This window comes from Vibrio sp. B1ASS3 (genome assembly GCF_905175355.1).
Taxonomy (GTDB): Bacteria; Pseudomonadota; Gammaproteobacteria; order Enterobacterales; family Vibrionaceae; genus Vibrio; species Vibrio owensii.
This window is the reverse complement of sequence record NZ_HG992742.1, coordinates 2,732,385-2,756,112: the sequence shown is the minus strand read 5'-3', so window position 1 is coordinate 2,756,112 and position 23,728 is coordinate 2,732,385. Positions and strand designations below refer to the sequence as shown.

The window sequence follows — 23,728 nt, the reverse complement described above, 5'->3', positions numbered from 1 at the left end:
AGCGGTTTCAAAAATATAAAAAAAGGGAATCGGACAAGGATATCCCGAACTAAGAAAAGGCAGTGGATTAATTATGAAAAAGACTCTATTAGCACTAGCAGTTGCTGCAACAGCAACTACTGTGAATGCAGCTGAAGTATTCAAATCTGACGAAGGTTCTGTAGATTTCTACGGTCAGCTACGTCCAACTCTTCTATTCCTAGACAGCACAGACCACACTGCAGAGCTAAACACTAGCTCTTCTCGTATGGGTGTAAACGGTGTTTACGTTGTAAACGATAGCCTAAAAGTTCTAGGTGAAGTTGAAATCGGTGTAGCTCTAGGTGATAACTACGGCGCTGGTGCTGATTCAAGTGAGCGTACTGACGACACTGTATTCGTTCGTCGCCACATCTTCGGTTTCGACATGGGCGAAATGGGTACTATCCGCTTCGGTAAAGAAGGTACTTTCGCTGATGACGTTTACGGTGCGGATTACTCTTACTTCTTCGGTGGTACTGCTCTTCTTTACGGACACGAGTGGAACAACGACTCTCAAATTAAATACGCATTCGAAAACGACGCATTCTGGCTAAAAGCGGGTTACGCTCTAGGTGAGAAAGGTAAAAACGAAGAAATTCTTGAAGTTTTCGTAGGTAAGTCTTTTGGCGACTTATCTGTACACGCTGGTGTTCTTAGCTCTAAAAACGACATCGCAATTACTACTGAAAAAGATCTAGTAATCGACGGCAAGCCTTCTAAAGTAACTCACGTAGAGAAGTCTGATAGCGAAAACCTATCTTTCGAAGTAACTGGTGAGTACGCACTAGGTGAGCACACTCTTGGCGCAACTTACTACTACAACGAAGATGACAACAAGCTATCTAACGAAACTGTTGATTCTCACGGTATCTCTCTAGCTGGTATGTTCGCAGTAGCTCCTAAGACAACTCTTTACTCTGGTTACGAGCTAGTAATGTCTTCTTCTGATAAAGCTGGTACTGTAGATGGTGATGATTCTCGCTTCTACGCTGGTGTTGAGTACAAGTTCTCTAAATGGGCTCGCGTATTCGCTGAAGGTGCATACGTATTTGAAGAGACTTCAACTGACAACGTGAAGACAGACAGCAAGACTGACTTCGGTGTTGGTGCACGTTTCTACTGGTAATCAAAACCCAGTTTGATATTGTAAGACCCAGCTATATGCTGGGTCTTTTACTATTGGAGATAAGGATTTAATTTCTATGCAGTTATCATTAAAAGTGGCAATCACACTTTCTGTTCTAGCCAGTACAAACTTATATGCTGCAACGACCTTGGTGGTTCCTGAAGACGTAAAACTACTTGCGGTAAATATGGAGAAGCCAAAGTTGGAGGGTGGTTTGTTTTCGGATGAGAAAACAATAGAGATTCCTGACGGTACCAACCAAATTGTCTTCAAATACCAACCAGAATTTGAAATTGGCGATGATATCAAAGGGGTTTATGGCGACGCTATTATTGCTAAGTTCGATGTGAATAATGAAGAACTAAGATTCGAGCTGCCAGAATTCAAAACTTACCGCCAAGCACAAACAAACATTTCTCCTCTAGAGTGGCAATTGCTTGATTCTAAAGGTCAGCCTATCGATCTTGTTGAAGACGTTCTTGATTCCGATGGCGTTCAAATTGGTCGTAACTATCCTCAGGAAGCTCGTAACTATAATATTGCTGGTGGGGTAGCAGGAGTTGCTGTGACAGTTGTGACAGTAAACCAACACAGCCAAGCAGTTACTGGCGTCGAGCCTAAAGTCGTTGCTCCAACTGACGCACAGTCGTCAACAGCACAAGACAGCCAAATAGTTGATCTACTTAAGACGATGTACCAAAAAGCGACACCACAAGAAAAAGAAACCTTTAAAAAGTGGGTTGTTCAACAATAATCGTTATTAGTGGCGACAAAAACTAAAAAAAGCAGGCCTAGGCCTGCTTTTTATATTTTTTGATGTGAGTATCTGTTGATGTTTAAAGGGAGAGTTTGATTTCTCGCCACTCTCCCGGCTTTAAATCGTAAAGTACAATACCGCCCATCGAGTAGCGAACCAAACGCAGTGTTGGGAAGCCGATGTGTGCGGTCATGCGCCTTACCTGACGGTTTCTTCCCTCTGTAATAGTGATTGCCAACCAAGTCGTTGGAATGTTAGCTCGAAAGCGAACTGGTGGGGTTCTATCCCAGATCTCTGGCTCAGCCATCACTTCGACTTTTGCTGGTAATGTCATGCCATCTTTCAACTCAACGCCTTTACGTAGATTCTCTAAGTCTTCTTCAGTCGGAGCGCCATCAACCTGTACCCAGTAAGTCTTCGGTGACTTTGATTGGGGCTGCGTCAACTTTGCCTGCAAGATGCCATCATTTGTTAGTACCATTAGACCTTCGCTGTCTCTATCTAATCGACCTGCTGCGTACACGTCTTTTACTGGGATGTAGTCAGCAAGCGTTTTACGGCCATCGCCATCGGTAAATTGGCTTAACGTGTCATAAGGCTTATTAAAAATGATCACTTTACGATCTTCTGGTGCAATGCGAGGCTTAGTTGGCTTTGAAGATCGAGTAGGGCGACTAGGTCGATTTTTCGCCTGGCCATTTGAATGGTTTGGTTTACCGGAGCGTTTAAAATGGCTTGGTTTTGATTGGTTACTACGGCGACCTTTTTCATGACCCGTGCGAGATGACATGTTAACTACCTTGCAAAAATGTAAATGAACTGTGTTTGAAAGTTTTATGTTTTCTTCTAATCGGCTATCATTTGCGCGCCTAAAACTAACAAAAGCGCACAGAATAATAGACTATTTCGTGTTATTTGTTTAATGATATAGCCAAGTTGCTTTTAGTGCGGTGTTTTTGCAAAAGAACCACATGAAAGCAAACTTGGCACAAAGTGCACTCATGGATAGAGAGCCTAAGAGCTCCAAACTATAAAAAAGAGTGCAAACCGCATGTCGCGTTGGTGAGGAGGAATGCACTACTAACGTTAAGCAATGCGTAAATTCAACGAACTCAGTTGCTGAGTTGTTCAGCTTAGTTGAGTAAAAAATAGGGAAATTTCATGCCTACAGAAAAACCTACAATTATCTACACCATCACTGATGAAGCCCCGGCGTTAGCAACCTATTCATTACTACCAATCATTCAATCGTTTACTGCGTCGTCTGGCATTAATGTAGATACACGTGATATTTCGTTAGCGGGTCGAATCATCGCTAACTTCCCAGAGCATTTAAAAGAAGAGCAGCGTATCGGTGACGCGCTAACAGAGTTAGGTGAATTGGCTAAGACGCCTGAAGCAAACATCATCAAGCTTCCTAATATTTCAGCGTCAATCCCGCAGCTAAAAGCAGCAATCAAAGAGCTACAAGCAAAAGGTTACGAGCTACCAAACTACCCTGAAGAGCCAAGCACTTACGAAGAAGAAGCGATCAAAGCGACTTACGACAAAATCAAAGGTAGTGCGGTTAACCCAGTTCTGCGTGAAGGTAACTCAGACCGTCGTGCACCACTTTCAGTGAAGAACTACGCGAAGAAAAACCCACACTCAATGGGCGCGTGGTCGGCAGATTCTCAATCTCATGTTTCAAGCATGACCGACAATGATTTCTTCGGTAGTGAAAAATCGACAACCGTGTCTGGTGCAACCGAGGTTAAAATCGAATTCGCTGCGGCAGATGGTTCAGTGAAAGAGCTTAAAGCGGCATTCCCTCTACAAGACAAAGAAGTGATCGATTGTTCAGTAATGAACAAGAAGGCGCTAGTTGAGTTTTTCGAGCAAGAAATTGCAGAAGCAAAACAGCAAGACGTTCTGCTTTCTCTACATATGAAAGCAACCATGATGAAGGTATCGGACCCAGTTATCTTCGGTCACGCCGTTAAGGTTTACTACAAAGACGTATTTGCGAAATACGGTAAGCTGTTTGAAGAGCTAGGCGTTGACGTAAACAACGGTATCGGTGATGTATATGCGAAGATTGAAGCGCTACCTGCAGAACAAAAAGCAGAAATCGAAGCAGCTATTCTTGCGGTATACGAAACACAGCCAGCACTAGCTATGGTTGATTCTGATCGTGGTATTACTAACCTACATGTACCAAGTGACATCATCGTTGATGCTTCGATGCCGGCAATGCTGCGTGCTTCTGGCCAAATGTGGGGACCTGATGGCAAGCAGAAAGATACCAAAGCAATGATCCCAGATCGCAGCTATGCAGGTATTTACCAAGCGGTTATCGACTTCTGTAAAGAGCATGGTGCATTTGACCCAACAACAATGGGTAGTGTGCCGAACGTGGGTCTGATGGCTCAAAAAGCGGAAGAGTATGGTTCACACGACAAGACGTTCATCCTAGATAAAGCGGGTACTGTGCGTGTTGTAGATGCTTCTGGTGCGGTGCTTCTAGAGCAAGCAGTAGAAGAAGGCGACATCTTCCGTATGTGTCAGGTGAAAGACGCGCCAATCCAAGATTGGGTGAAACTTGCGGTTACTCGTGCTCGTGCGACAGGCGCTCCAGCCGTATTCTGGCTAGATGAAGCTCGTGCTCATGACGCAGAACTGATCAAGAAAGTTAACGCATACTTACCAGAGCATGATACGTCAGGCTTAGAGATTAAGATTCTTGCACCAATCGATGCATGTAAGTTCTCTCTAGAGCGTATTAAAGAAGGTCTAGATACCATTTCAGTAACTGGTAACGTACTTCGTGACTACCTAACTGACCTGTTCCCAATCCTAGAACTTGGTACTTCTGCGAAGATGCTATCTATTGTTCCACTAATGAACGGTGGTGGTCTATTTGAGACAGGTGCAGGTGGTTCAGCACCTAAACACGTTCAACAGGTAGAAAAAGAAAACCACCTGCGTTGGGATTCTTTGGGTGAGTTCCTTGCACTAGCGGCATCGCTTGAGCACCTGAGCACTGTTGCTGGCAACGCAAAAGCACAAGTGCTTGCTGACGCACTTGATAAAGCAACGGGTGAGTTCTTAGACAACAACAAGTCGCCATCACGAAAAGTTGGTGAATTGGATAACCGTGGTAGTCACTACTACCTAGCATCTTACTGGGCAAAAGCGCTAGCAGAGCAAACGGTAGATGCTGACCTAGCGGCTGAGTTTGCACCAGTGGCAAAAGCACTAGCAGAGCAAGAAGAAGCGATCGTTTCTGAGCTGAACTCTGCGCAAGGTGTGAAAGGGGAGCTAGGTGGTTACTACTCACTGGATGATGCGCTAGCGTCTACATTGATGCGACCAAGTGCGACGTTGAACACCATTATTAACAAGTAATATATAGATGGTTCTCGCGCTACTTCAGTGGCGCGAATCTAAAACCGATAAAAACAATAAACCCGCTCTTTGGCGGGTTTATTTTTCTCTTTATAAAAGCAGAACTATGTAGTGCTTCTACAAGAGCAAATGTTTTGTCTTTCCGACAGCGCTCTAGTTATTTGGCTTGGCCTTCTACTGGCACGACGCTACTTGCGTGTGAACCTTTTGGACCTTTTTCAACCTCGTATGAGACTTGTTGGCCTGCTTTCAGTGTACGATAACCGTCCATTTGGATAGTTGAGTAGTGGGCGAAAATATCTCCTTCTTCTTCATCTGAACAGATAAACCCAAATCCTTTGGCATTGTTAAACCACTTTACTGTACCTGTAGCCATGCTTTTACATCCCTCATGCATTTTTTACTGATGTTGTTACTTCACCCAAGCTATACCTTTAACTTGGTCTCATTGTTAGCCGTTACCATTTTCGCGATTGCTAACACACGTCGAGTGAGCATATCCATATTCACCAGAATGTTAGAAAACCAACAAACCCAGAATGAGGATTTATGCATCAACACTTTCCACTGTAGTCAATGAATCTCGACAGTCAATAGTGAAAGTCAACAATCAGAAACATATTTGAAAACAAATCACTTTTGAGATTAACATTTTTGCAAACTGTTTCTGGCGCATGCGATGGCTTTTAGTCAAAAGGACTGCAAGGGTTTGATATCAAGGGAAGGGATACTAACCAAATTGCCTACATTAGAAGATTCTACTAAATGAATAAAAAGTGATGTTTTCGTGATATTTAGCTCTTTTTCCTCTGTAAGTGTGATCTTGGTGGGTTCGATGATTGTAATAACAAGGGGGAAACAGAGCGCATTTAAATTGATAGTTCTAACAGCAAAAAAATCGGTTCTAAGTGATAAAAATCTTTTATTTGCGCGCCTGACAGAGGTGCATTAGTCTCTATGTAAGGAAGCAAAATTTATCTATCAAATTCGAATTAGGTGCCACATCTCACTACACCGCATGGCATGCTTATGGTAGATTGTTTTTATAGGTCGAAAACATCAACCCTTTGATACGATATCTTTGAATTGCCATGAGTAAAAATTTTGAATGGGTGACTCCAGACTCTGATCTTCTGGAGCGCGAAAGTACAAAAGTTCAGCCACCAAAGCTATACAACGTTGTACTCAACAATGATGACTATACACCTATGGATTTCGTCATAGAGGTGCTTGAGCGATTTTTTTCACATGATATTGATAAAGCAACGCAAATCATGCTCAAGATCCACTATGAAGGAAAGGCAATTTGTGGCACTTACAGTGCAGAAATTGCTGAAACAAAAGTAGCGCAAGTGACGATGTACTCAAGGGAAAATGAGCATCCGCTACTATGTACTATGGAGCAAGCGTAATAAGAAGACTTGCTCGAGCAACCAAAGTTGTTCTTTCGGGAGGTACTTATGCTAAATAAAGAACTAGAGTCAAGCCTTAACGGTGCATTCGCTCGTGCACGTGACAAACGCCACGAGTTCATGACTGTCGAACACCTCCTACTTGCATTGTTGGAAAATGATGCAGCTAAGGAAGCCCTTCTAGCCTGCAAAGCGGACCTTGATGCTTTGCGTAACGAACTCGATATTTTTATCGACCAAACAACGCCGCTCATTCCTGAAAGCGATGAGACGCGCGAAACCCAGCCGACATTGAGTTTCCAGCGCGTATTACAACGCGCCGTCTTCCATGTTCAGTCGTCTGGTCGCAGTGAAGTGACTGGGGCAAATGTCCTTGTTGCGATTTTCAGCGAACAAGAATCTCACGCTGCTTACCTACTCAAGAAGAACGATATCTCTCGTTTGGACATCGTTAACTTTATCTCTCACGGTATTACTAAAGCCTCTGGCTCGAATGAGGACTCTTCTTCATCAGACTCTTTCGGCTCAGAAGCGCCAGAAGAAACCAATCCAGAAGAACGTTTGGAAAGCTTTGCAACCAATCTAAACCAAGTTGCGAAAGCGGGTAACATCGACCCACTTATTGGCCGAGACAAAGAACTAGAGCGTACAATCCAAGTACTTTGCCGTCGCCGTAAAAATAACCCATTGCTTGTGGGTGAAGCGGGCGTTGGTAAAACCGCAATCGCTGAGGGACTAGCGTGGAGAATCGTTGAAGGACAAGTGCCTGAAGTGATTCAAAACAGCGTGATTTACTCACTGGATATTGGCTCTCTACTCGCAGGTACCAAATACCGTGGTGACTTCGAGAAGCGTTTCAAATCGGTTCTTAAGCAGCTTGAGAAAGAAGAAGACGCAATCCTATTTATCGATGAGATTCATACTATTATCGGCGCAGGTGCAGCTTCCGGTGGTCAAGTCGATGCGGCAAACCTAATCAAGCCTCTACTGAGCAGCGGTAAGTTGCGCTGTATTGGTTCGACAACGTACCAAGAGTACAGCAACATCTTTGAGAAAGAGCGTGCTCTGTCCCGTCGTTTCCAAAAAATCGACGTAGTAGAGCCGTCTCTCGACGATACGACTAAGATTTTGATTGGCCTGAAACCTAAGTACGAAGCTCACCACGAAGTGCGTTACACCAATAAAGCGTTGCGTGCGGCAGTAGAGCTATCGGCGAAATACATCAATGAGCGTCACTTGCCTGATAAAGCAATCGACGTTATTGATGAAGCAGGCGCGCGTAGCCGCTTAGCACCAGCAAGTCGTCGTAAGAAAACCGTTGGTGTTGCAGACATCGAAGCGATGGTCGCTAAGATGGCACGTATTCCAGAGAAATCAGTGTCATCTTCAGACAAAGACATTCTGAAGAACCTTGATGACAAGATGAAGATGCTGGTCTTCGGTCAAGACAATGCGATTGACGCGCTTTCAGAGGCAATCAAACTGTCTCGTGCAGGTCTGGGTGTAGATAACAAGCCTGTCGGTTCGTTCTTGTTTGCTGGCCCTACAGGGGTAGGTAAAACAGAGGTGACTGTTCAGCTTTCGAAGCTACTTGGCATTGAGCTTCTTCGTTTCGATATGTCTGAGTACGGTGAGCGTCATTCGGTAAGCCGTTTGATTGGTGCGCCTCCAGGTTATGTTGGTTACGATCAAGGTGGCTTACTAACCGACGCCGTGCTGAAACACCCGCACTCAGTGGTTCTGCTTGATGAAATCGAGAAAGCACACCCAGATATCTTTAACTTGCTACTGCAAGTGATGGATAACGGTACGCTGACGGACAACAATGGACGCAAAGCCGATTTCCGTAACGTGATCCTTGTGATGACAACCAACGCAGGTGTTGCTGAGACTGAGAAGAAATCGATCGGTCTTATCCAACAAGATAATAGTCATGATGCGATGGCGGAAATCAAGAAGGTGTTCACACCAGAATTCCGTAACCGTCTAGACAATATTATTTGGTTCAACAGCCTAGATGAAGCGGTGATCCACCAAGTGGTCGATAAGTTCATCGTGGAACTACAAGTTCAACTGGACGCTCGTGGCGTATCAATGGAAGTATCACAAGATGCGCGTCATTGGTTAGCTCACAAAGGCTACGACAAAGCGATGGGTGCACGTCCTATGGGACGAGTTATCCAAGAGCAGCTTAAGAAACCTTTGGCGAATGAACTTCTGTTCGGCTCATTGGTGGATGGTGGTACTGTGAAAGTAACGCTAGTGAAAGACGAACTTAAGTTCGAATACTTAAGCGAGAAAGAAGCAGCACTTCATTAATTCTTTGTTGAAATCTACTTTAAAAGCGTGCGCCTAGGCGTGCGCTTTTTTGTGTCTGCAAGAATGGAACAGGTCTGTTGAGTGTATTGAAACGCCCAAAAGCAAGCTTGGTATTGAGAGCAAAAGACAGGCAATAAAAAACGAAGCCATAAGCTTCGTTTTTTATTGTATTCGAAAATCAGAGATTAACGAGCACGGAAGACGATGCGGCCTTTAGATAGGTCGTATGGAGTCATCTCTACAGTTACTTTATCACCAGTAAGAATACGGATGTAGTTCTTACGCATCTTGCCAGAGATGTGTGCAGTCACAACGTGACCGTTTTCAAGTTCAACGCGGAACATAGTGTTTGGTAGAGTGTCAAGCACAGTGCCTTGCATCTCAATTACGTCTTCTTTAGCCATTTAATCCTCTTTAGAAATTAGGCGGTATTAGCGCGCTTATTTTGCCGCTAAACAGTAATTATGTAAAGTTGGGGCGTATTCTACCCTTGCCAACGCTGATTTACTAGCCTTTGGTGTCGTTGAAAGCGAGTTTTGTAGTTCATCGCTGGACATTCATCGATCTGATAGCCCAAATATAGCCAATGTTTGCCGTTCTGTTGGCAATATTCAAGTTGGAAAAGAACCCCTAAGGTCCCAAGAGACAAAGGATAATCGGGATCAAAGAAGGTATAAAAAGCACTCGCACTGTTATCCATGATGTCCGTAACCGCAACTGCGAGAAGTCGATCATTTTCATCATAGACATGCAGAAATCCGGTTGTTAACCATGTTGTTTGAGCAAATCGAGCGAACTCATCCTCACGAGGAGGGTACATGGTGCCATTTTTGTGCCGCGCAGTTATGTACCTGCTGTAAAGCTGGAACCAGTCTTTGTCTAGCTCAGGCTTGAGCGTCCAACGCAGAGAATTGGCTTTATTCAACAGACGCTTTTGACTCTTGGATGGACGAAAGTCCGGCACCGCAATGCGGATTGGCTGACATGCATTGCACTTTTCACAATGGGGTTTATAGATGGTGTCGCCACTGCGACGAAAGCCATTCGCCATCAATACTTGATAGTTTTGTTCTGTATGCAAGTTGGCATCGAGTGCTACAGCAACTCGTTCTTCGCGCTCTGGCAAGTAACTGCATTGATGGTTGTTCGTCAAGCCGATACGGATGTGTTGGAGATCTGTGCTCATGATACCGCGTCCTGCAAAATCTGTGGTTCAAACGTGCCCAAATCGGTGTTCTTACCTCTTAAAGATAGTAGTTTTTGTACGAAGTCGTCACGCTCAAGTTCAAATGCGCCAAGTGAAGCTAGGTGCGGGTTCATTACCTGACAATCGATTAATTGACCGTGGTTTGACGCCAAATGGTCGCAGAGATACCACAATGCAATCTTAGATGCGTTGTCTTTAAGGCTAAACATCGACTCACCACAAAAAAGCTGGCCAACACTGATGCCGTATAAACCGCCAACGAGTTGATCCTCGTGCCATACTTCTACTGAGTGGCAATGACCGTGTTTGGCGAGTTCAATATAAGATGTTTGCATATCCTCATTGAGCCAAGTTTCTTCAGCAGGACGAGTCGAAGAACATAATTGAATTACGCGTTCGGTTGCATTGTTTAGCGTTACTTTATACTGTTGTTTACGCTGAAACTTTTTTAGGCTTTTTGAAGGCTTAAATGATAAAGGATCAAAAACGGCTCTTGGAGAGGGACTCCACCAAAGAATGGGCTCACCGGGGCCATACCATGGAAAAATACCTTGGTGATAGCCGTTAAGAATGCGCTCAGGGTTGAGATCCCCACCAAAGGCTAGCAAACCGTTTGGGTCGCTCAGTGCTTCGTACGGGGACGGAAACGAATGCGAGTCATCAAGTTCAGTTAAATAGATTGTCATAAAGAAAACTTTACCAACATCAGAGCCTATAGGAGCTTATTATGAGCGGAGTAAGACTTAATATAAAACGATGGGCATGGATCATACTGTTTTTGCCATTTTTCGCCAATGCAGCCTATGAAAGAAATGTAGCAAAACCTGTAAATCAAGTGGTGTATGGCAAAGTCGATTCTGTGCGATACATTACGCAACAAGAGGTGAAACAGTCACAAAGCAATGGCTGGGAAACACTACTGGGTGCGACGATCGGCGGTTTAGTGGGTAACCAATTTGGTGGTGGTACAGGTAAAGAAGTCGCGACCGCAGTTGGGGCGCTCGCTGGCGCAGCCGTAGTGAGAAATCGTAGCAACTACGAATACACGGTTGAATACAAGCTTGTCGAACTCTTGGTCAAAGTAGATGGCAACAAACTTATTAACGTAATTCAAGACGTTGACAATAGCATGCTGTTTAAGCGTGGAGACGATGTTCGCATCCTCTATTTTGATGACGGCGTTCGAGTGGATATCGCTTACTAAGCCAACGTTTGCACAGTAAAATCTAAGCTGACTAATTATTCAAAAATTAGCATGGATTTACTCTGGTTTTGTGATGGTTTTTTCGTTAGTCTGAATCCACGAAGAATTGTTTAGCTCTCAAAAAACGTGAAGTGAGAGCACAAAGGATTATCAACTTTTAATGGAAAGCCTAACGTTACAACCCATCAATAAAATTCACGGGGAAGTGAACCTTCCTGGATCAAAAAGCGTTTCCAACCGAGCTCTATTGCTTGCTGCTTTAGCAAAAGGCATCACTCGTTTGACAAACCTTCTCGACAGCGATGACATTCGTCATATGTTGAACGCACTGACAAAGCTTGGCGTTCAATATCAATTGTCGGAAGATAAAACCGAGTGTGTCGTTGAAGGTCTCGGTCGTCCATTTTCTGTCTCTGAGCCTGTAGAGTTATTTTTAGGTAATGCCGGCACTGCAATGCGTCCACTTGCCGCAGCCCTATGCTTAGGTGAAGGTGAATACGTATTGACTGGCGAACCTCGTATGAAAGAGCGTCCGATCGGTCACTTAGTGACAGCCCTTCAAGCGGCTGGTGCAGACGTTACTTACCTAGAAAACGAAAACTACCCACCACTGAAAATCGTCGGTACTGGTCTTAAATCTGGTTCTGTATCGATTGATGGTTCGATTTCTAGCCAATTCTTAACGGCATTTTTAATGTCTGCGCCTTTGGCTGAGGGCGAAATTCGCATCAATATCGAAGGCGAACTGGTTTCAAAGCCTTACATCGATATTACTCTGCATATCATGAAGCAGTTTGGTGTAGAAGTGGTCAATAACGACTACCAAGAGTTTGTTATCCCTGCAGGCCAGCATTACATCGCTCCGGGTGATTTTTTGGTCGAAGGTGATGCGTCTTCAGCTTCTTACTTCTTGGCGGCGGCGGCCATCAAAGGTGGTGAAGTGAAAGTCACAGGTATTGGTAAAAATAGTATTCAGGGTGATATCCAATTCGCTGATGCACTTGAGAAAATGGGTGCGGAAATCGAATGGGGCGATGACTACGTGATTTCGCGTGTTGGTCAGTTGAAAGGCATCGACATGGATTATAACCATATTCCAGATGCGGCAATGACCATCGCAACGACAGCCTTGTTTGCTGAAGGTACAACAGCGATTCGTAATGTGTACAACTGGCGCGTGAAAGAAACCGACCGTCTGTCTGCAATGGCGACTGAGCTTCGTAAAGTCGGTGCAGAAGTGGAAGAGGGCGAAGATTACATCATCGTTAAGCCTGTACCACAGCTTACGCACGCTGCGATTGATACTTATGATGATCACCGTATGGCGATGTGTTTCTCTCTGGTGGCGCTAAGCGATACACCGGTGACGATTAACGATCCTAAATGTACGTCCAAGACATTCCCAGATTACTTCGATAAACTGAAAGCATTGAGCTGCTAATTCAGTTTATTAAAGCGAAAAAGCCAGAGTTGAGACTCTGGCTTTTTTATTGAATTTTGAAGCGCTTATTTGTTTAGTGTGAACTCTTTTGACAGGTGGTGCGCAAGGTACTTAAACATATTGAATACAGCTGTAGTATTGGTGGTCGGCAGACCTTTTTCATCTAAGAAGTACTCGCCTTTAAATACCAATACATCGTCTTTTTCTACTACGCTCGTCGCACGCATACCTTCAATGTAGTCATCGTGTTCTTGGATGATTTGGTTAGCGATCAAAAGAAGGTCGAACTCTTCAATGTGTTTTCTATCAGACATAACGTTCTCGTCATTCAATAAATCTTAAGTGGCAGCAGTATACCCACAAACATCATGGGTTTGCATACCTAAATCTCTGATTACGTGTTTTACCAGTATTGTTCCAAGAGGTTTTACTTCTTTATATAGAAGCAACATGGTAAGTGACTCTTATATGCAAATCGTCGCTATTTCAGCGTCGTAATCTAAGGTTAGGCTCTGATCGTGAAAGAAAAAATATTTTGTGATGAGAGACAAAATTTATTGAATTCGACTAGCGGGAGGAATCTTTGCCTGCTTAGTATATGCCGCTCAAGACCTTTTGCAGAACCCTGCCTCGTCAAATTAGAAAGGCGATGAATTGTCAACCAATCGGATCTGAATTTCAAAAAAGCAGTTGATCTTCTTTTCATCTCGCACAATAGTAAAAAAAGAAGCAATGAAATAGAACATTATGCGGGTACCTTCCTTAGGGGGCAGTTACCCGCATTATTATGAAGGACGTTAGAGTCAGTTATGGGTAAATCGCTCGTTATAGTGGAGTCACCAGCCAAGGCTAAGACGATAAATAAATACCTTGGTAAAGACTTTATTGTTAAGTCTAGTGTTGGTCACGTGCGTGATCTGCCTACGGCCGGTCAAAGCACTGGTGAGAAAAAAGCCGCTGCCATTTCTACTAAAGGAATGAGCCCGGAAGAGAAAGCGCGTGTCAAAAAAGAAAAAGACCGTAAAGCTCTAATCAAAAAAATGGGGATTAACCCATATCATGACTGGGATGCGAATTACCAAATCCTTCCAGGCAAAGAAAAAGTTGTTAGTGAACTGCAAAAATTAGCCAAAGACGCTGATTTCGTTTATCTCGCAACCGATTTGGACCGCGAGGGAGAAGCTATCGCATGGCACCTTCGTGAGATCATCGGTGGCGATGAAGAGCGATACAAACGTGTAGTTTTTAACGAGATTACTAAGAATGCAATCCAACAAGCTTTCCAGACGCCTGGTGAGCTGAATATGGATGGTGTTAACGCACAGCAAGCACGTCGATTCATGGACCGCGTAGTAGGTTTCATGGTTTCTCCATTGCTATGGAAGAAAGTGGCACGTGGCTTGTCTGCGGGTCGTGTACAGTCAGTAGCGGTAAAACTATTGGTTGAGCGTGAGCGTGAAATCAACGCTTTCATTCCAGAAGAATTCTGGGACATCAACGCAAATACACATACCAAAGATAAGACAGCATTCAAACTGCTTGTTGCGCAAAAAGATGGCGTTGCGTTTAAGCCTGTCAACGAGACAGAGACCAAAGCAGCGCTTTCGGTACTGGAAAAAGCAAGCTACGAAGTTTGTAAGCGTGAAGATCGCCCAACGAAGAGTAAGCCGTCTGCTCCATACATTACCTCAACACTTCAGCAAGCGGCGAGTACTCGCCTAGGCTACGGCGTTAAGAAGACCATGATGCTGGCTCAGCGTCTGTATGAAGCGGGTTACATCACGTATATGCGTACTGACTCAACCAATTTGAGTGCAGAAGCGGTAGATGCAGTTCGTGGCTTCATCGGTTCAGAGTATGGCGATAAATACCTTCCTGCTAACCCGTTAAGATACGGTAGCAAAGAAGGTGCACAAGAAGCGCACGAAGCGATTCGTCCTTCCGATGTAGCAGTGAAAGCAGAAGACCTACAAGGTGTTGATGCTGACGCTCACAAGCTCTACTCATTGATTTGGAATCAATTCGTCGCGTGTCAAATGACACCAGCAGAATACGATTCAACCACTATCAGTGTTAAAGCTGCGGAATACACGCTGAAAGCGAAAGGCCGTATCCTTAAGTTTGATGGCTGGACTCGCGTACAACGCCCAATGGGTAAAAATGAAGACACGATTCTTCCTGCAGTTCAGTTGGGCGATAAGCTAGACCTAGAATCGCTTGAGCCTAAGCAGCACTTTACTAAGCCACCTGCGCGCTTTACAGAGGCGGCATTGGTTAAAGAACTTGAGAAGCGTGGCATTGGCCGTCCTTCTACATACGCATCGATCATCTCTACGATCCAAGATCGTGGCTACGTTAAAGTAGACCAGCGTCGTTTCTACGCAGAGAAGATGGGTGAGATTGTTACTGACCGTCTAGATGACAGCTTTAACGATCTGATGAACTACGACTTCACGGCTCGTATGGAGCAGAAGCTTGACCAAATCGCTGAAGGTGACGTGATGTGGAAAGATGTCCTAGACAACTTCTTCACAGACTTTACGGGTGATCTTGAGAAAGCGGAACAAGACGAAAACGAAGGCGGCATGAAACTGAATCACATTGTGATGACCGATATCGAGTGTCCAACTTGTGGTCGTCCAATGGGTATTCGTACTGCGTCTACTGGTGTGTTCCTTGGCTGTTCTGGTTACGCACTGCCACCTAAAGAGCGTTGTAAGACAACCATCAACCTAGGTGACGAAGAAGGCATCATCAACGTTCTAGAAGAAGACGTGGAAACCGCGGCACTGCGTGCTAAGAAGCGTTGTCCTATCTGTGAAACAGCGATGGATGCGTACCTGATTGACGATAAACGCAAGATGCACGTTTGTGGTAACAACCCGAACTGTGAAGGCTACATCGTTGAGTATGGCGAGTTCAAAGTGAAAGGCTACGATGGCCCAGTTGTTGAGTGTGACAAGTGTGGCTCTGACATGGTGCTTAAGAACGGTCGCTTCGGTAAATACATGGATTGTACGAGTGAAACGTGTAAGAACACTCGTAAGATTCTGAAGAATGGCGAAGTTGCGCCACCGAAGGAAGACCCAGTTCATTTTCCTGAACTACCATGTGAAAACTCAGACGCTTACTTTGTTCTTCGTGATGGTGCTTCTGGCCTATTCATGGCGGCAAGCAACTTCCCTAAATCACGTGAGACGCGTGCGCCGTTGGTTTCTGAACTGGCTCGATTTGAAGAGCGTCTTCCAGAGAAGTTCAAATACCTAACGACAGCACCAGCGGCGGATCCAGATGGTCGCCCAGCAGTGGTTCGTTTTAGCCGTAAGAGCAAAGAGAACTACGTGCGTACTGAAGATGATGGCAAACCAAGTGGTTGGACTGCGCTATTCATTGACGGTAAGTGGGAAATCACAGACAAGCGCAAGAAACCGAAAGTTTAAGTGACAAATTAGAACGAATAAGGCAGCGAATACGCTGCCTTATTTTTTGCTTGTTATTCTATAAATATTCACATCATCAATTGTTTCCATTCAAATTTTCTCCATTCTGTTTTCATAGAACGGTCATAGTTTCATCGTATCCTGTCGCAAAACTGAGCTTGTGTAGTTAATCGGTTTGTAAATTGTTTTCACAATGTAATCGTTTGCGTCTGATAGTGTGACCAAGATACCGTATTGAGTAAGCAACATCTGTATACAACACGGAATGGCATATTTTAAATTGTAATTTAGTTCCAGTTCGATAACTTATTACACAAATAATGCAACTGTATGCGGTTATTTAGCACCAAAAATAAAAAACAACCAAGGTGCGTGCGTACGAGGATGTGCAATAGCTTTTTTAGTTCGCGCTGTGAGGGTTCAAAGAAACTTATCAGTGCGGATGCAATAATGTATTCGCTTGACTCCCCGAGTTCTGCTCATTTCAAGTGAATACCAGTTCCAAGCTATAACTATATATGGAGAACAACGAATGGCTGGTGTTTTGGGAATGATTCTTGCTGGCGGTGAAGGCTCTCGCTTGAGACCTTTAACGGAATCCCGCAGTAAACCTTCGGTCCCTTTCGGCGGAAGTTACCGACTTATTGATTTCGCTCTGAATAACTTTGTAAATGCGGATTTAATGCGTATTTACGTCCTTACTCAATTCAAATCTCAATCTCTATTCCATCACTTGAAAAAGGGTTGGAACATCAATGGCATTACAGACCGTTTTATCGACCCAATTCCTGCGCAAATGCGTACTGGCAAGCGTTGGTATGAGGGTACTGCCGATGCTATCTACCAAAATTTACGTTTTATGGAGTTGGCGGAGCCGGATCAAGTATGTATCTTTGGTTCAGACCATATCTACAAAATGGACATTAAACAGATGCTTGCTTTCCACCAAGAAAAAGAAGCATCTTTGACTGTTTCGGCACTGCGCATGCCGCTATCGGAAGCCTCTCAATTTGGTGTTATCGAAGTGGACAGGGAAGGTCGAATGATTGGCTTTGAAGAAAAGCCTGCAAATCCAAAATCGATTCCTGGTGACCCGGAGCATGCGCTTGTCTCTATGGGCAACTACATTTTTGAAGCTCAAACGCTATTCTCAGAATTGATTGAAGACGCTGATAATGAAGCCTCTACCCACGATTTTGGTAAAGACATCATTCCTAAGATGTTCCCTCGTGGCGATGTGTTTGTCTATGACTTCAGTATGAACCGTATTACAGGTGAGAAAGAAGAAGTTTACTGGCGCGATGTAGGTACAATCGATGCGTACTGGCAAGCACATATGGATCTGCTTGAGAAAGACGCACCATTCTCGCTCTACAACCGCAAATGGCCACTGCATACTTACTACCCACCATTGCCACCTGCAACCTTTACTGACTCTGTAAATGGTCGAGTTCAGATCATCGACAGTCTAGTATGTAACGGCAGCTACGTACGTGGTTCTCGTATTGAAAAATCAGTACTTGGTTTCCGCAGTAACATTGCTTCAGCGTGTGACATCAGCCAGTGTATTTTGCTCGGTGATGTGAAGGTCGGGGAAGGTTGTGTTCTTCGTCGCGTGATTGTAGATAAAGACGCAGATATTGCGCCGGGTACGCAAATTGGTGTAAATCTACAAGAAGATAAAAAACACTACCATGTGTCAGATGATGGCATTGTCGTAATTCCAAAAGGAGCACGTGTTGGCTACTAACAATTTGTCTGTTCTGTTTGTAGCGTCTGAAGTCGAAGGACTGATTAAAAGTGGTGGCTTGGCTGATGTAGCCAAGGCACTGCCGGAGGCCCTTCAAAATCTTCAGCAAGATGTACGAATTTCTATACCTGCCTACACCGCTATTGAACAGTTGTCAGAAGCGGAAACGGTTCTGGAAACAGAGCTAACGAGTTGGCCTCACACTGCTTACCGTGTCCTTAAGTTAACGCTTGGGGATAATCCGGTTTATTTGATTGATTGTCCTCCTTATTTCAATCGTCCGTCGATGTACGCGGAAAACAACCAAGCTTACACAGATAACGGCGAGCGTTTCGCGTTTTTCAGTGCGGCTTGCTTAGACATGCTGCCAAAGCTTGGCTTTCAGCCCGATATTGTTCATGCCAATGACTGGCACACAGGCTTAGTTCCCTTTCTGCTGAAACATCGTTACGGTCACGATGCTTTCTTTGCTAACACTCGCAGTGTTATTTCAATCCATAATGCGGTGTTCAAAGGCGTGTTTAGCTATGACGATGTTCAATGTCTGCCTGAATTCCATAGCCGAAATGTGCCAGATGCTGCAGTAAGTGCAACGCACATTACTATGCTGAAAGCAGGGGTAATGAACGCAGATAAAATCAATGCTGTTAGCCCGACTTATGCCGAAGAGCTGAAAACTGAGCTTGGAAGCCACGGTATGGCGTGGGAGTTTCAGCAACGTGCTAATGATTTGGTAGGCATCCTTAATGGATGTGATTACAGTGCGTGGAATCCAGAAACCGATTCAAACTTGCCGCTTAACTATAAAGCCAATCGTCAAAGTATGGTTCGTGGTAAGAACGCATGTAAAAAAGCAATGCAAGAAAAGCTGGGACTTGAAGCATCAGATTGCGCCATGTTTGGTATGGTGTGTCGCCTAACACAGCAAAAAGGTGTGCACTATCTATTGCCTGCGTTGGCAGACTTTCTAAAACACGATGTTCAGCTAGTTGTGGTTGGCACGGGCGATCCTATTCTCGCGGCGCAGTTACGAGATGTAGCGGCGCAATATGCGGATAAGTTTGTCTTCGTTGAAGCGTACGATAACGAATTAGCACACTTGGTTGAGGCGGGATCGGATTTCTTCCTGATGCCTTCTGAATTCGAACCTTGTGGTTTAAACCAAATCTACAGCATGGCTTACGGTACTTTGCCAATCGTTCGTGGAGTAGGTGGCTTGAAAGACAGCGTGAATGACTACGATGTGGATCCAGCCGATGCAACGGGGTTCGTTTTCTATGAACCAACGCCGCAAGGTCTATTATTGACAATGTTGAGAGCACTTCTTCTTTACGCACAAAATGTGACAGAAGTGAGACGTGTACAACTTCATGCTATGCAAAAAGACTTTTGCTGGCGAAAAGCGGCAGAAGAGTATTTGCAACTGTATAGAGCTGCGTTAAATTGACGCAAAATCTTTAAAAAGTGTAACGAAAGGCACCGAATGAGGTGCCTTTATTATCTTACCCTTATGGAGTGTGGTAGCATTTATCCATTCCCTTTCACAAAAAGTGTTTTTCGTACTGATACATGACTCAGCCGCTTCTTTTCCACAAAACCTATTTGCACCCTACCAGTAATGAGTGGGTTGTTTTCGTACATGGTGCTGGTGGCAGTTCTTCGATCTGGTTTAAGCAAATCAAAGCGTATAAGCAGCATTTCAATTTGTTGCTCATCGATCTTCGAGGTCACGGAAAGTCCAATCAACTGTTGAAAGAGCTGATTACTAGTCGCTATACCTTTACCGCTGTTACTCAGGATATTTTAAAAGTGCTGGATCACCTTAAGATCCAATCAGCACACTTTGTTGGTATGTCCTTGGGTACTATTATTGTGCGTAACTTGGCAGAACTGGCTTCAGACCGTGTTCGCTCAATGGTGCTGGGTGGCGCAGTCACTCGTTTAAATACTCGCTCACAGATACTGGTGAAATTGGGGAACCTTGGTAAACACATCCTTCCTTACATGTGGTTGTACAAGTTGTTTGCTTATATTGTGATGCCACAGAAGAACCAGCGTGAATCAAGACACTTGTTTATTCGCGAAGCCAAGAAGCTCTGCCAAAAAGAATTTAAGCGTTGGTTTACTTTGGCGGCAGATGTGAACCCATTGATGAGATATTTCAAAGATCGCGAATTACCTATTCCGACATTGTATTTGATGGGTGACCGAGACTACATGTTCATCAAGCCAGTGAAAGAAATGGTCGCGGTGCATAAGTTGAGCGTACTGAGAGAAATACCAGATTGTGGCCATGTGTGTAATGTAGAAAGGCCCGATGACTTTAACCAACATTCCATCGAGTTCATTAAGCAGCAGAGTCTAGCGGCTTAACGCATTTATTGAAGAGATCAAAAGAGTAGGGGAGCCGTTATGGCTCCCCTATTTGATATCCACATTGCCAACATGCACCAAACTGGCCTTCGTTTTGTTCTGAACACTGTGGGCACTGCCAGTCTTGATAAGTCAATTCCGCTTGTTGACGATAATCTTCAACAATGGCAGATGCTTTTAGTTTCTGCTCCGGATGTAAAAGCCAAACATACGGGTCTGTATCATCGCTAAACGGCAACTCACCCTTTAAGCCGAACACTCCCTCACCTCTTACTTCACAAGCTATCTGTTCGGTTTTGAGAAGCTCACAGACGATATGAGCTTCTGCAGGATTTTTAGCGATGTATATCTTCATTAAGCGTTTCCGTTTTGAACTTGGGCTGGGCGGACTTTATTCATAACCCATTTTGCGATGATTGGGAACAAGCCGAGCAGAGCAAACGACGCTAATACGGTTGGTGACACAATTCCCGAAAGACTGTCGATAGTGGCGAGCTGTGTACCTGCATTTAGGTAGACGGCCGTGCCTGGCAACATACCGATTTGGCTAGTTAGGTAGAATCGTGCGACTGACATTGGTGTCAGACCCATCAACAAGTTGATCAAGAAAAACGGAAATACCGGAATTAAACGTAGAGAGAAGAGGTAAAAAGCACCGTCTTTTTCTACACCTTGGTTAATGGCATTTAACTTATTACCAAACTTGCTTTGCACCCATTCACGTAATAGGTAACGGCTGCTTAAAAACGCAATGGTTGCACCGATTGTGCTGGCAAAAGACACCAACAATAAACTCGTCCAAAAACCAAACAAGGCTGCACCAAGAAGCGTTACAACCGCAGCACCAGGAATGGAAAAAGCGGTGATAGCAATGTAAGCGAAGAAATAGGTTGCGGCGGCAAACACGAAGTTTTGGTCAATGAAACTGTTTAACGCTTGTTGCTGTGCTTTTGCGTTTTCTAGCGTTAAATATTGACCGAAGTTGACACCTAAAAAGATGATGGTCGCGAGTAGGATCAGTCCTAAAATCAGTTTCTTATTCATATCAATGGCTCCGTTTGGCTTCTTAAATAATAAGACAGAATGGAGTAAGAAAAAATTTCAAAAAAAAACCGCAGTGTGAAAACTGCGGTTTTTACTCAATGTCATGCTGAAATGATTGCTCTACGAGAGAGCGCTCATCAACTCTTCCCGGCGAGACTGAGGTACGACGCTCCAATGTGTACCGTTGATAGCGCCTTCAAGCGCCCACAACAATTCAAGGCTTACCGTAGAGGCATGCGTATCTTGGATTGCTTTGTAAGCGTTTAGGGCACCTTCTTCTTCAAGTTGCTCGACAGAGTCAATGCCTGCTTTCTTCAACATACGTTCAGTTGCAAGGCGTAGATTAGGAAGGTCTTTCAATCGGTTAGGTTTGGTGCTCGCTTGTTGTTTTTTCTCTTGCTTAGCAGTCTCTAAAGATTGCTTTGCAACTTCAATCAAGCGATCGGTCGAATCCCATAGATCATCAGAAATAGCGTAGTATTTCGTAACGACTGGGAAACCACGTTTCTTGTAGACGTACGGTTTTAGTCCTTGAGTCTCGAAGTCAGATGAAGTTTGTTGGTCAGCTCGTATATGAAGTTGATTGTTCACAACTAGTGCAAACATCGTTTCATCGGCGAAGAGCCCAAAGCCGCCAAACATTGAGCGCGACTTGATATTACCAAGTGCCTCAAACAGCTTCATTGAGTCTTTGAGTATCGGTTTATCCATGATGTGTTATCTCGGTGTAATTAATATTACGCCACCAAAAATCAGGTCCGAGAGATTAGCAAATGCATGCAGACACAATGTCATTAAAGGGTAAACTCACTTAATGCATATTTGCCATCGGTAACCCCGCTACCTTCCATCTAATAAGATGGTTCAGGCCGGAGGCTTTGCGTCCCACCCTTTCGAATGGTTTGCCCTGTGCGTGACTCTTTGAGAATACTTCGTATATTGAATTAACATCACGTTTCAAATATAAAAGTGTGATCTTGGTTCAGTTAATAGCGTTAAATTGATGTGTTTTGTTTCATATTGCTGAGCATCTACTTGTCATACAAAAGCTTGATGTAGGAAATGGACTACACCTTAATTAAAACAGCAACTTATCGAAGTTTAAGGTTGTATTCTTGAGCTGAAATATTAGGGGGAAGTTATTTTTAGATATTAAAAAAGCGCCCATAAGAGCGCTTTATAAAATGAGTTCGCAGGTGAGGTTAGTTTAGTTTCTTAACCGTGTTGCGAACAACGATCTCTGGTTGCATCTCGAACACACGTTTCTCGTGCTCTTTGTCTTTGATGCGCTCCAAAAGGATCTCAAATGCGTTTTTACCCACACGACGTTTTGGTTGGTGGATAGTCGTTAGCGGTGGAGAAAAGTATTCTGCAAGCTCAATGTTGTCGTAACCGATTACGGATACATCATCCGGTACTTTGATACCGTTTTGCTGCAAGCGGCTCATTAAGCCTAGCGCCATTGTGTCGTTAAAACAGAAGACAGCTGTTGGGCGTTTTTCCATTGCAGTGATGTTATCTGCCGCCAGTACAGCAGTATCACATTCGAAGTTGCCTTCAAGAACCCAATCTTCATTAACTGTTAGGTTTGCTTCCGCCATTGCTCGGCGGTAACCAGCGATACGCTCTTGGCACGCTGCTTTTTCAAAATGACCGCTCAAACATGCGATGTCAGTGTGACCGTTATCGATCAGGTATTTCGTCGCGATGTAGCCGCCTTCTTCCGAGTTATCGATGATCTTATCTGCCTGCGAGCTCTCAGGGCCCCAGTCCATTACCACTTTAGGAATGTCAGAATGGCGGTCTAGCATCTCTTTTAGCTCTTCCGTCAAGTCAGAACACATTACTAGGATGCCATCTACGCGTTTCTCAGCTAGCATGCGGATGTAGTCACGTTGCTTCTCGTAGATACCGCCCGTGTTACAAAGAATTAGAGTGTAACCTTGACGGTAACAGTAACTCTCAACACCATCGATGACTTCAGAGAAGAATAGGTTGGTTGATTGAGTAACTAACATACCGATAGTACGAGTAGAGTTGCACTTCAAGCTACGAGCAACGGCGCTTGGCGCGTAATTTAGTTCATCAACCGCTTTCATTACTTTTTCTTGGGTTGCTTCTGCAACAAAGCGAGTTTTGTTAATTACGTGCGAAACCGTTGTGGTAGAAACGCCGGCTAAGCGAGCAACGTCTTTAATAGTGGCCATAAATGATGTCCTGTATCGAGCTACTGAATACCGTGAGTGA

21 protein-coding genes and 1 riboswitch are annotated in these 23,728 nt (G+C 44.3%); of the genes, 11 read left to right on the top strand and 10 right to left on the bottom strand.

The window, feature by feature from the left end; genetic code table 11:
- Positions 1-73: 73 nt before the first annotated feature.
- Both KJB05_RS12510 and KJB05_RS12505 read left to right on the top strand, forming a co-directional pair.
- Positions 74-1,147, top strand: coding sequence for a porin (locus KJB05_RS12510; RefSeq protein WP_208443926.1), 1,074 nt, complete (start codon positions 74-76; stop codon positions 1,145-1,147).
- Positions 1,148-1,223: 76 nt separating this feature from the next.
- Entirely contained in the window at positions 1,224-1,901 is a 678-nt protein-coding gene (locus KJB05_RS12505; protein WP_208443927.1) for a DUF2057 family protein, read from the top strand.
- 82 nt (positions 1,902-1,983) lie between these two features.
- Here KJB05_RS12505 and KJB05_RS12500 read toward each other — a convergent pair whose 3' ends face one another.
- Complete coding sequence (locus tag KJB05_RS12500; RefSeq protein ID WP_208443928.1) at positions 1,984-2,694, bottom strand: pseudouridine synthase; 711 nt, start codon at positions 2,692-2,694, stop codon at positions 1,984-1,986.
- Positions 2,695-3,065: 371 nt separating this feature from the next.
- Between KJB05_RS12500 and KJB05_RS12495 the strand changes: the two genes are divergently transcribed.
- A complete protein-coding gene (locus tag KJB05_RS12495) occupies positions 3,066-5,291 on the top strand; it encodes an NADP-dependent isocitrate dehydrogenase (protein ID WP_208443929.1) in 2,226 nt (741 codons plus the stop codon).
- A 157-nt stretch (positions 5,292-5,448) separates the two neighbouring features.
- On the opposite strand, the gene cspD is transcribed toward KJB05_RS12495, so the two are convergent.
- A complete protein-coding gene (gene cspD / locus KJB05_RS12490) occupies positions 5,449-5,667 on the bottom strand; it encodes a cold shock domain-containing protein CspD (RefSeq protein ID WP_005437446.1) in 219 nt (72 codons plus the stop codon).
- A 715-nt stretch (positions 5,668-6,382) separates the two neighbouring features.
- Between cspD and clpS the strand changes: the two genes are divergently transcribed.
- Together clpS and clpA are read left to right on the top strand one after the other, a co-directional pair.
- Positions 6,383-6,703, top strand: coding sequence for an ATP-dependent Clp protease adapter ClpS (gene clpS, locus KJB05_RS12485; RefSeq protein WP_005427554.1), 321 nt, complete (start codon positions 6,383-6,385; stop codon positions 6,701-6,703).
- 48 nt (positions 6,704-6,751) lie between these two features.
- Positions 6,752-9,022, top strand: coding sequence for an ATP-dependent Clp protease ATP-binding subunit ClpA (gene clpA, locus KJB05_RS12480; RefSeq protein WP_005437445.1), 2,271 nt, complete (start codon positions 6,752-6,754; stop codon positions 9,020-9,022).
- A gap of 185 nt (positions 9,023-9,207) precedes the next feature.
- Here clpA and infA read toward each other — a convergent pair whose 3' ends face one another.
- The 3 genes from infA to aat all read right to left on the bottom strand — a co-directional run bounded on the left by infA (position 9,208) and on the right by aat (position 10,915).
- Positions 9,208-9,426 (bottom strand): translation initiation factor IF-1, encoded by a 219-nt coding sequence (gene infA / locus KJB05_RS12475; RefSeq protein WP_001040192.1) that lies wholly within the window; start codon positions 9,424-9,426, stop codon positions 9,208-9,210.
- 80 nt (positions 9,427-9,506) lie between these two features.
- Positions 9,507-10,208 carry an arginyltransferase gene (locus KJB05_RS12470; RefSeq protein WP_208443930.1) on the bottom strand — a complete coding sequence of 234 codons (702 nt, stop codon included), beginning with the start codon at positions 10,206-10,208 and terminating at the stop codon, positions 9,507-9,509.
- Positions 10,205-10,915: a leucyl/phenylalanyl-tRNA--protein transferase gene (aat, locus tag KJB05_RS12465; protein WP_009707102.1), complete on the bottom strand. Its 711-nt coding sequence runs from the start codon at positions 10,913-10,915 to the stop codon at positions 10,205-10,207. Before aat ends, KJB05_RS12470 begins: the two co-directional genes overlap by 4 nt.
- A gap of 41 nt (positions 10,916-10,956) precedes the next feature.
- Between aat and KJB05_RS12460 the strand changes: the two genes are divergently transcribed.
- Positions 10,957-11,433: a glycine zipper 2TM domain-containing protein gene (locus KJB05_RS12460; RefSeq protein ID WP_020195009.1), complete on the top strand. Its 477-nt coding sequence runs from the start codon at positions 10,957-10,959 to the stop codon at positions 11,431-11,433.
- A gap of 160 nt (positions 11,434-11,593) precedes the next feature.
- The gene (gene aroA, locus KJB05_RS12455) at positions 11,594-12,874 is read left to right on the top strand and encodes a 3-phosphoshikimate 1-carboxyvinyltransferase (protein ID WP_208443931.1); all 1,281 of its coding nucleotides are present in this window, start codon (positions 11,594-11,596) and stop codon (positions 12,872-12,874) included.
- A 65-nt stretch (positions 12,875-12,939) separates the two neighbouring features.
- Here the strand turns inward: aroA and KJB05_RS12450 are convergent, their stop codons facing one another.
- Entirely contained in the window at positions 12,940-13,188 is a 249-nt protein-coding gene (locus KJB05_RS12450; RefSeq protein WP_005441647.1) for a YciN family protein, read from the bottom strand.
- Between the two features lie 495 nt (positions 13,189-13,683).
- Between KJB05_RS12450 and topA the strand changes: the two genes are divergently transcribed.
- The 4 genes from topA (at position 13,684) to KJB05_RS12430 (ending at position 20,437) form a co-directional block, all read left to right on the top strand.
- Positions 13,684-16,314 carry a type I DNA topoisomerase gene (topA, locus tag KJB05_RS12445; RefSeq protein WP_208443932.1) on the top strand — a complete coding sequence of 877 codons (2,631 nt, stop codon included), beginning with the start codon at positions 13,684-13,686 and terminating at the stop codon, positions 16,312-16,314.
- Positions 16,315-16,846: 532 nt separating this feature from the next.
- Positions 16,847-18,064 carry a glucose-1-phosphate adenylyltransferase gene (gene glgC, locus KJB05_RS12440; RefSeq protein ID WP_208443933.1) on the top strand — a complete coding sequence of 406 codons (1,218 nt, stop codon included), beginning with the start codon at positions 16,847-16,849 and terminating at the stop codon, positions 18,062-18,064.
- Positions 18,054-19,511: a glycogen synthase GlgA gene (glgA, locus tag KJB05_RS12435; RefSeq protein WP_208443934.1), complete on the top strand. Its 1,458-nt coding sequence runs from the start codon at positions 18,054-18,056 to the stop codon at positions 19,509-19,511. The genes glgC and glgA overlap by 11 nt, the downstream gene beginning before the upstream one ends.
- Before the next feature lie 122 nt (positions 19,512-19,633).
- On the top strand, positions 19,634-20,437 hold the full coding sequence (locus KJB05_RS12430; protein WP_005441659.1) for an alpha/beta hydrolase: 804 nt from the start codon (positions 19,634-19,636) through the stop codon (positions 20,435-20,437).
- Positions 20,438-20,474: 37 nt separating this feature from the next.
- Here KJB05_RS12430 and KJB05_RS12425 read toward each other — a convergent pair whose 3' ends face one another.
- The 4 genes from KJB05_RS12425 to purR all read right to left on the bottom strand — a co-directional run bounded on the left by KJB05_RS12425 (position 20,475) and on the right by purR (position 23,688).
- Positions 20,475-20,792, bottom strand: coding sequence for a DUF2007 domain-containing protein (locus tag KJB05_RS12425; protein ID WP_208443935.1), 318 nt, complete (start codon positions 20,790-20,792; stop codon positions 20,475-20,477).
- Complete coding sequence (locus KJB05_RS12420; protein ID WP_005441662.1) at positions 20,792-21,481, bottom strand: TVP38/TMEM64 family protein; 690 nt, start codon at positions 21,479-21,481, stop codon at positions 20,792-20,794. The genes KJB05_RS12425 and KJB05_RS12420 overlap by 1 nt, the downstream gene beginning before the upstream one ends.
- Before the next feature lie 120 nt (positions 21,482-21,601).
- Positions 21,602-22,192 (bottom strand): TfoX/Sxy family DNA transformation protein, encoded by a 591-nt coding sequence (locus KJB05_RS12415; protein ID WP_005441664.1) that lies wholly within the window; start codon positions 22,190-22,192, stop codon positions 21,602-21,604.
- A 116-nt stretch (positions 22,193-22,308) separates the two neighbouring features.
- Positions 22,309-22,398, bottom strand: a riboswitch (cyclic di-GMP riboswitch).
- A gap of 285 nt (positions 22,399-22,683) precedes the next feature.
- Positions 22,684-23,688, bottom strand: coding sequence for an HTH-type transcriptional repressor PurR (gene purR / locus KJB05_RS12410; RefSeq protein WP_005441667.1), 1,005 nt, complete (start codon positions 23,686-23,688; stop codon positions 22,684-22,686).
- Positions 23,689-23,728: the final 40 nt, after the last annotated feature.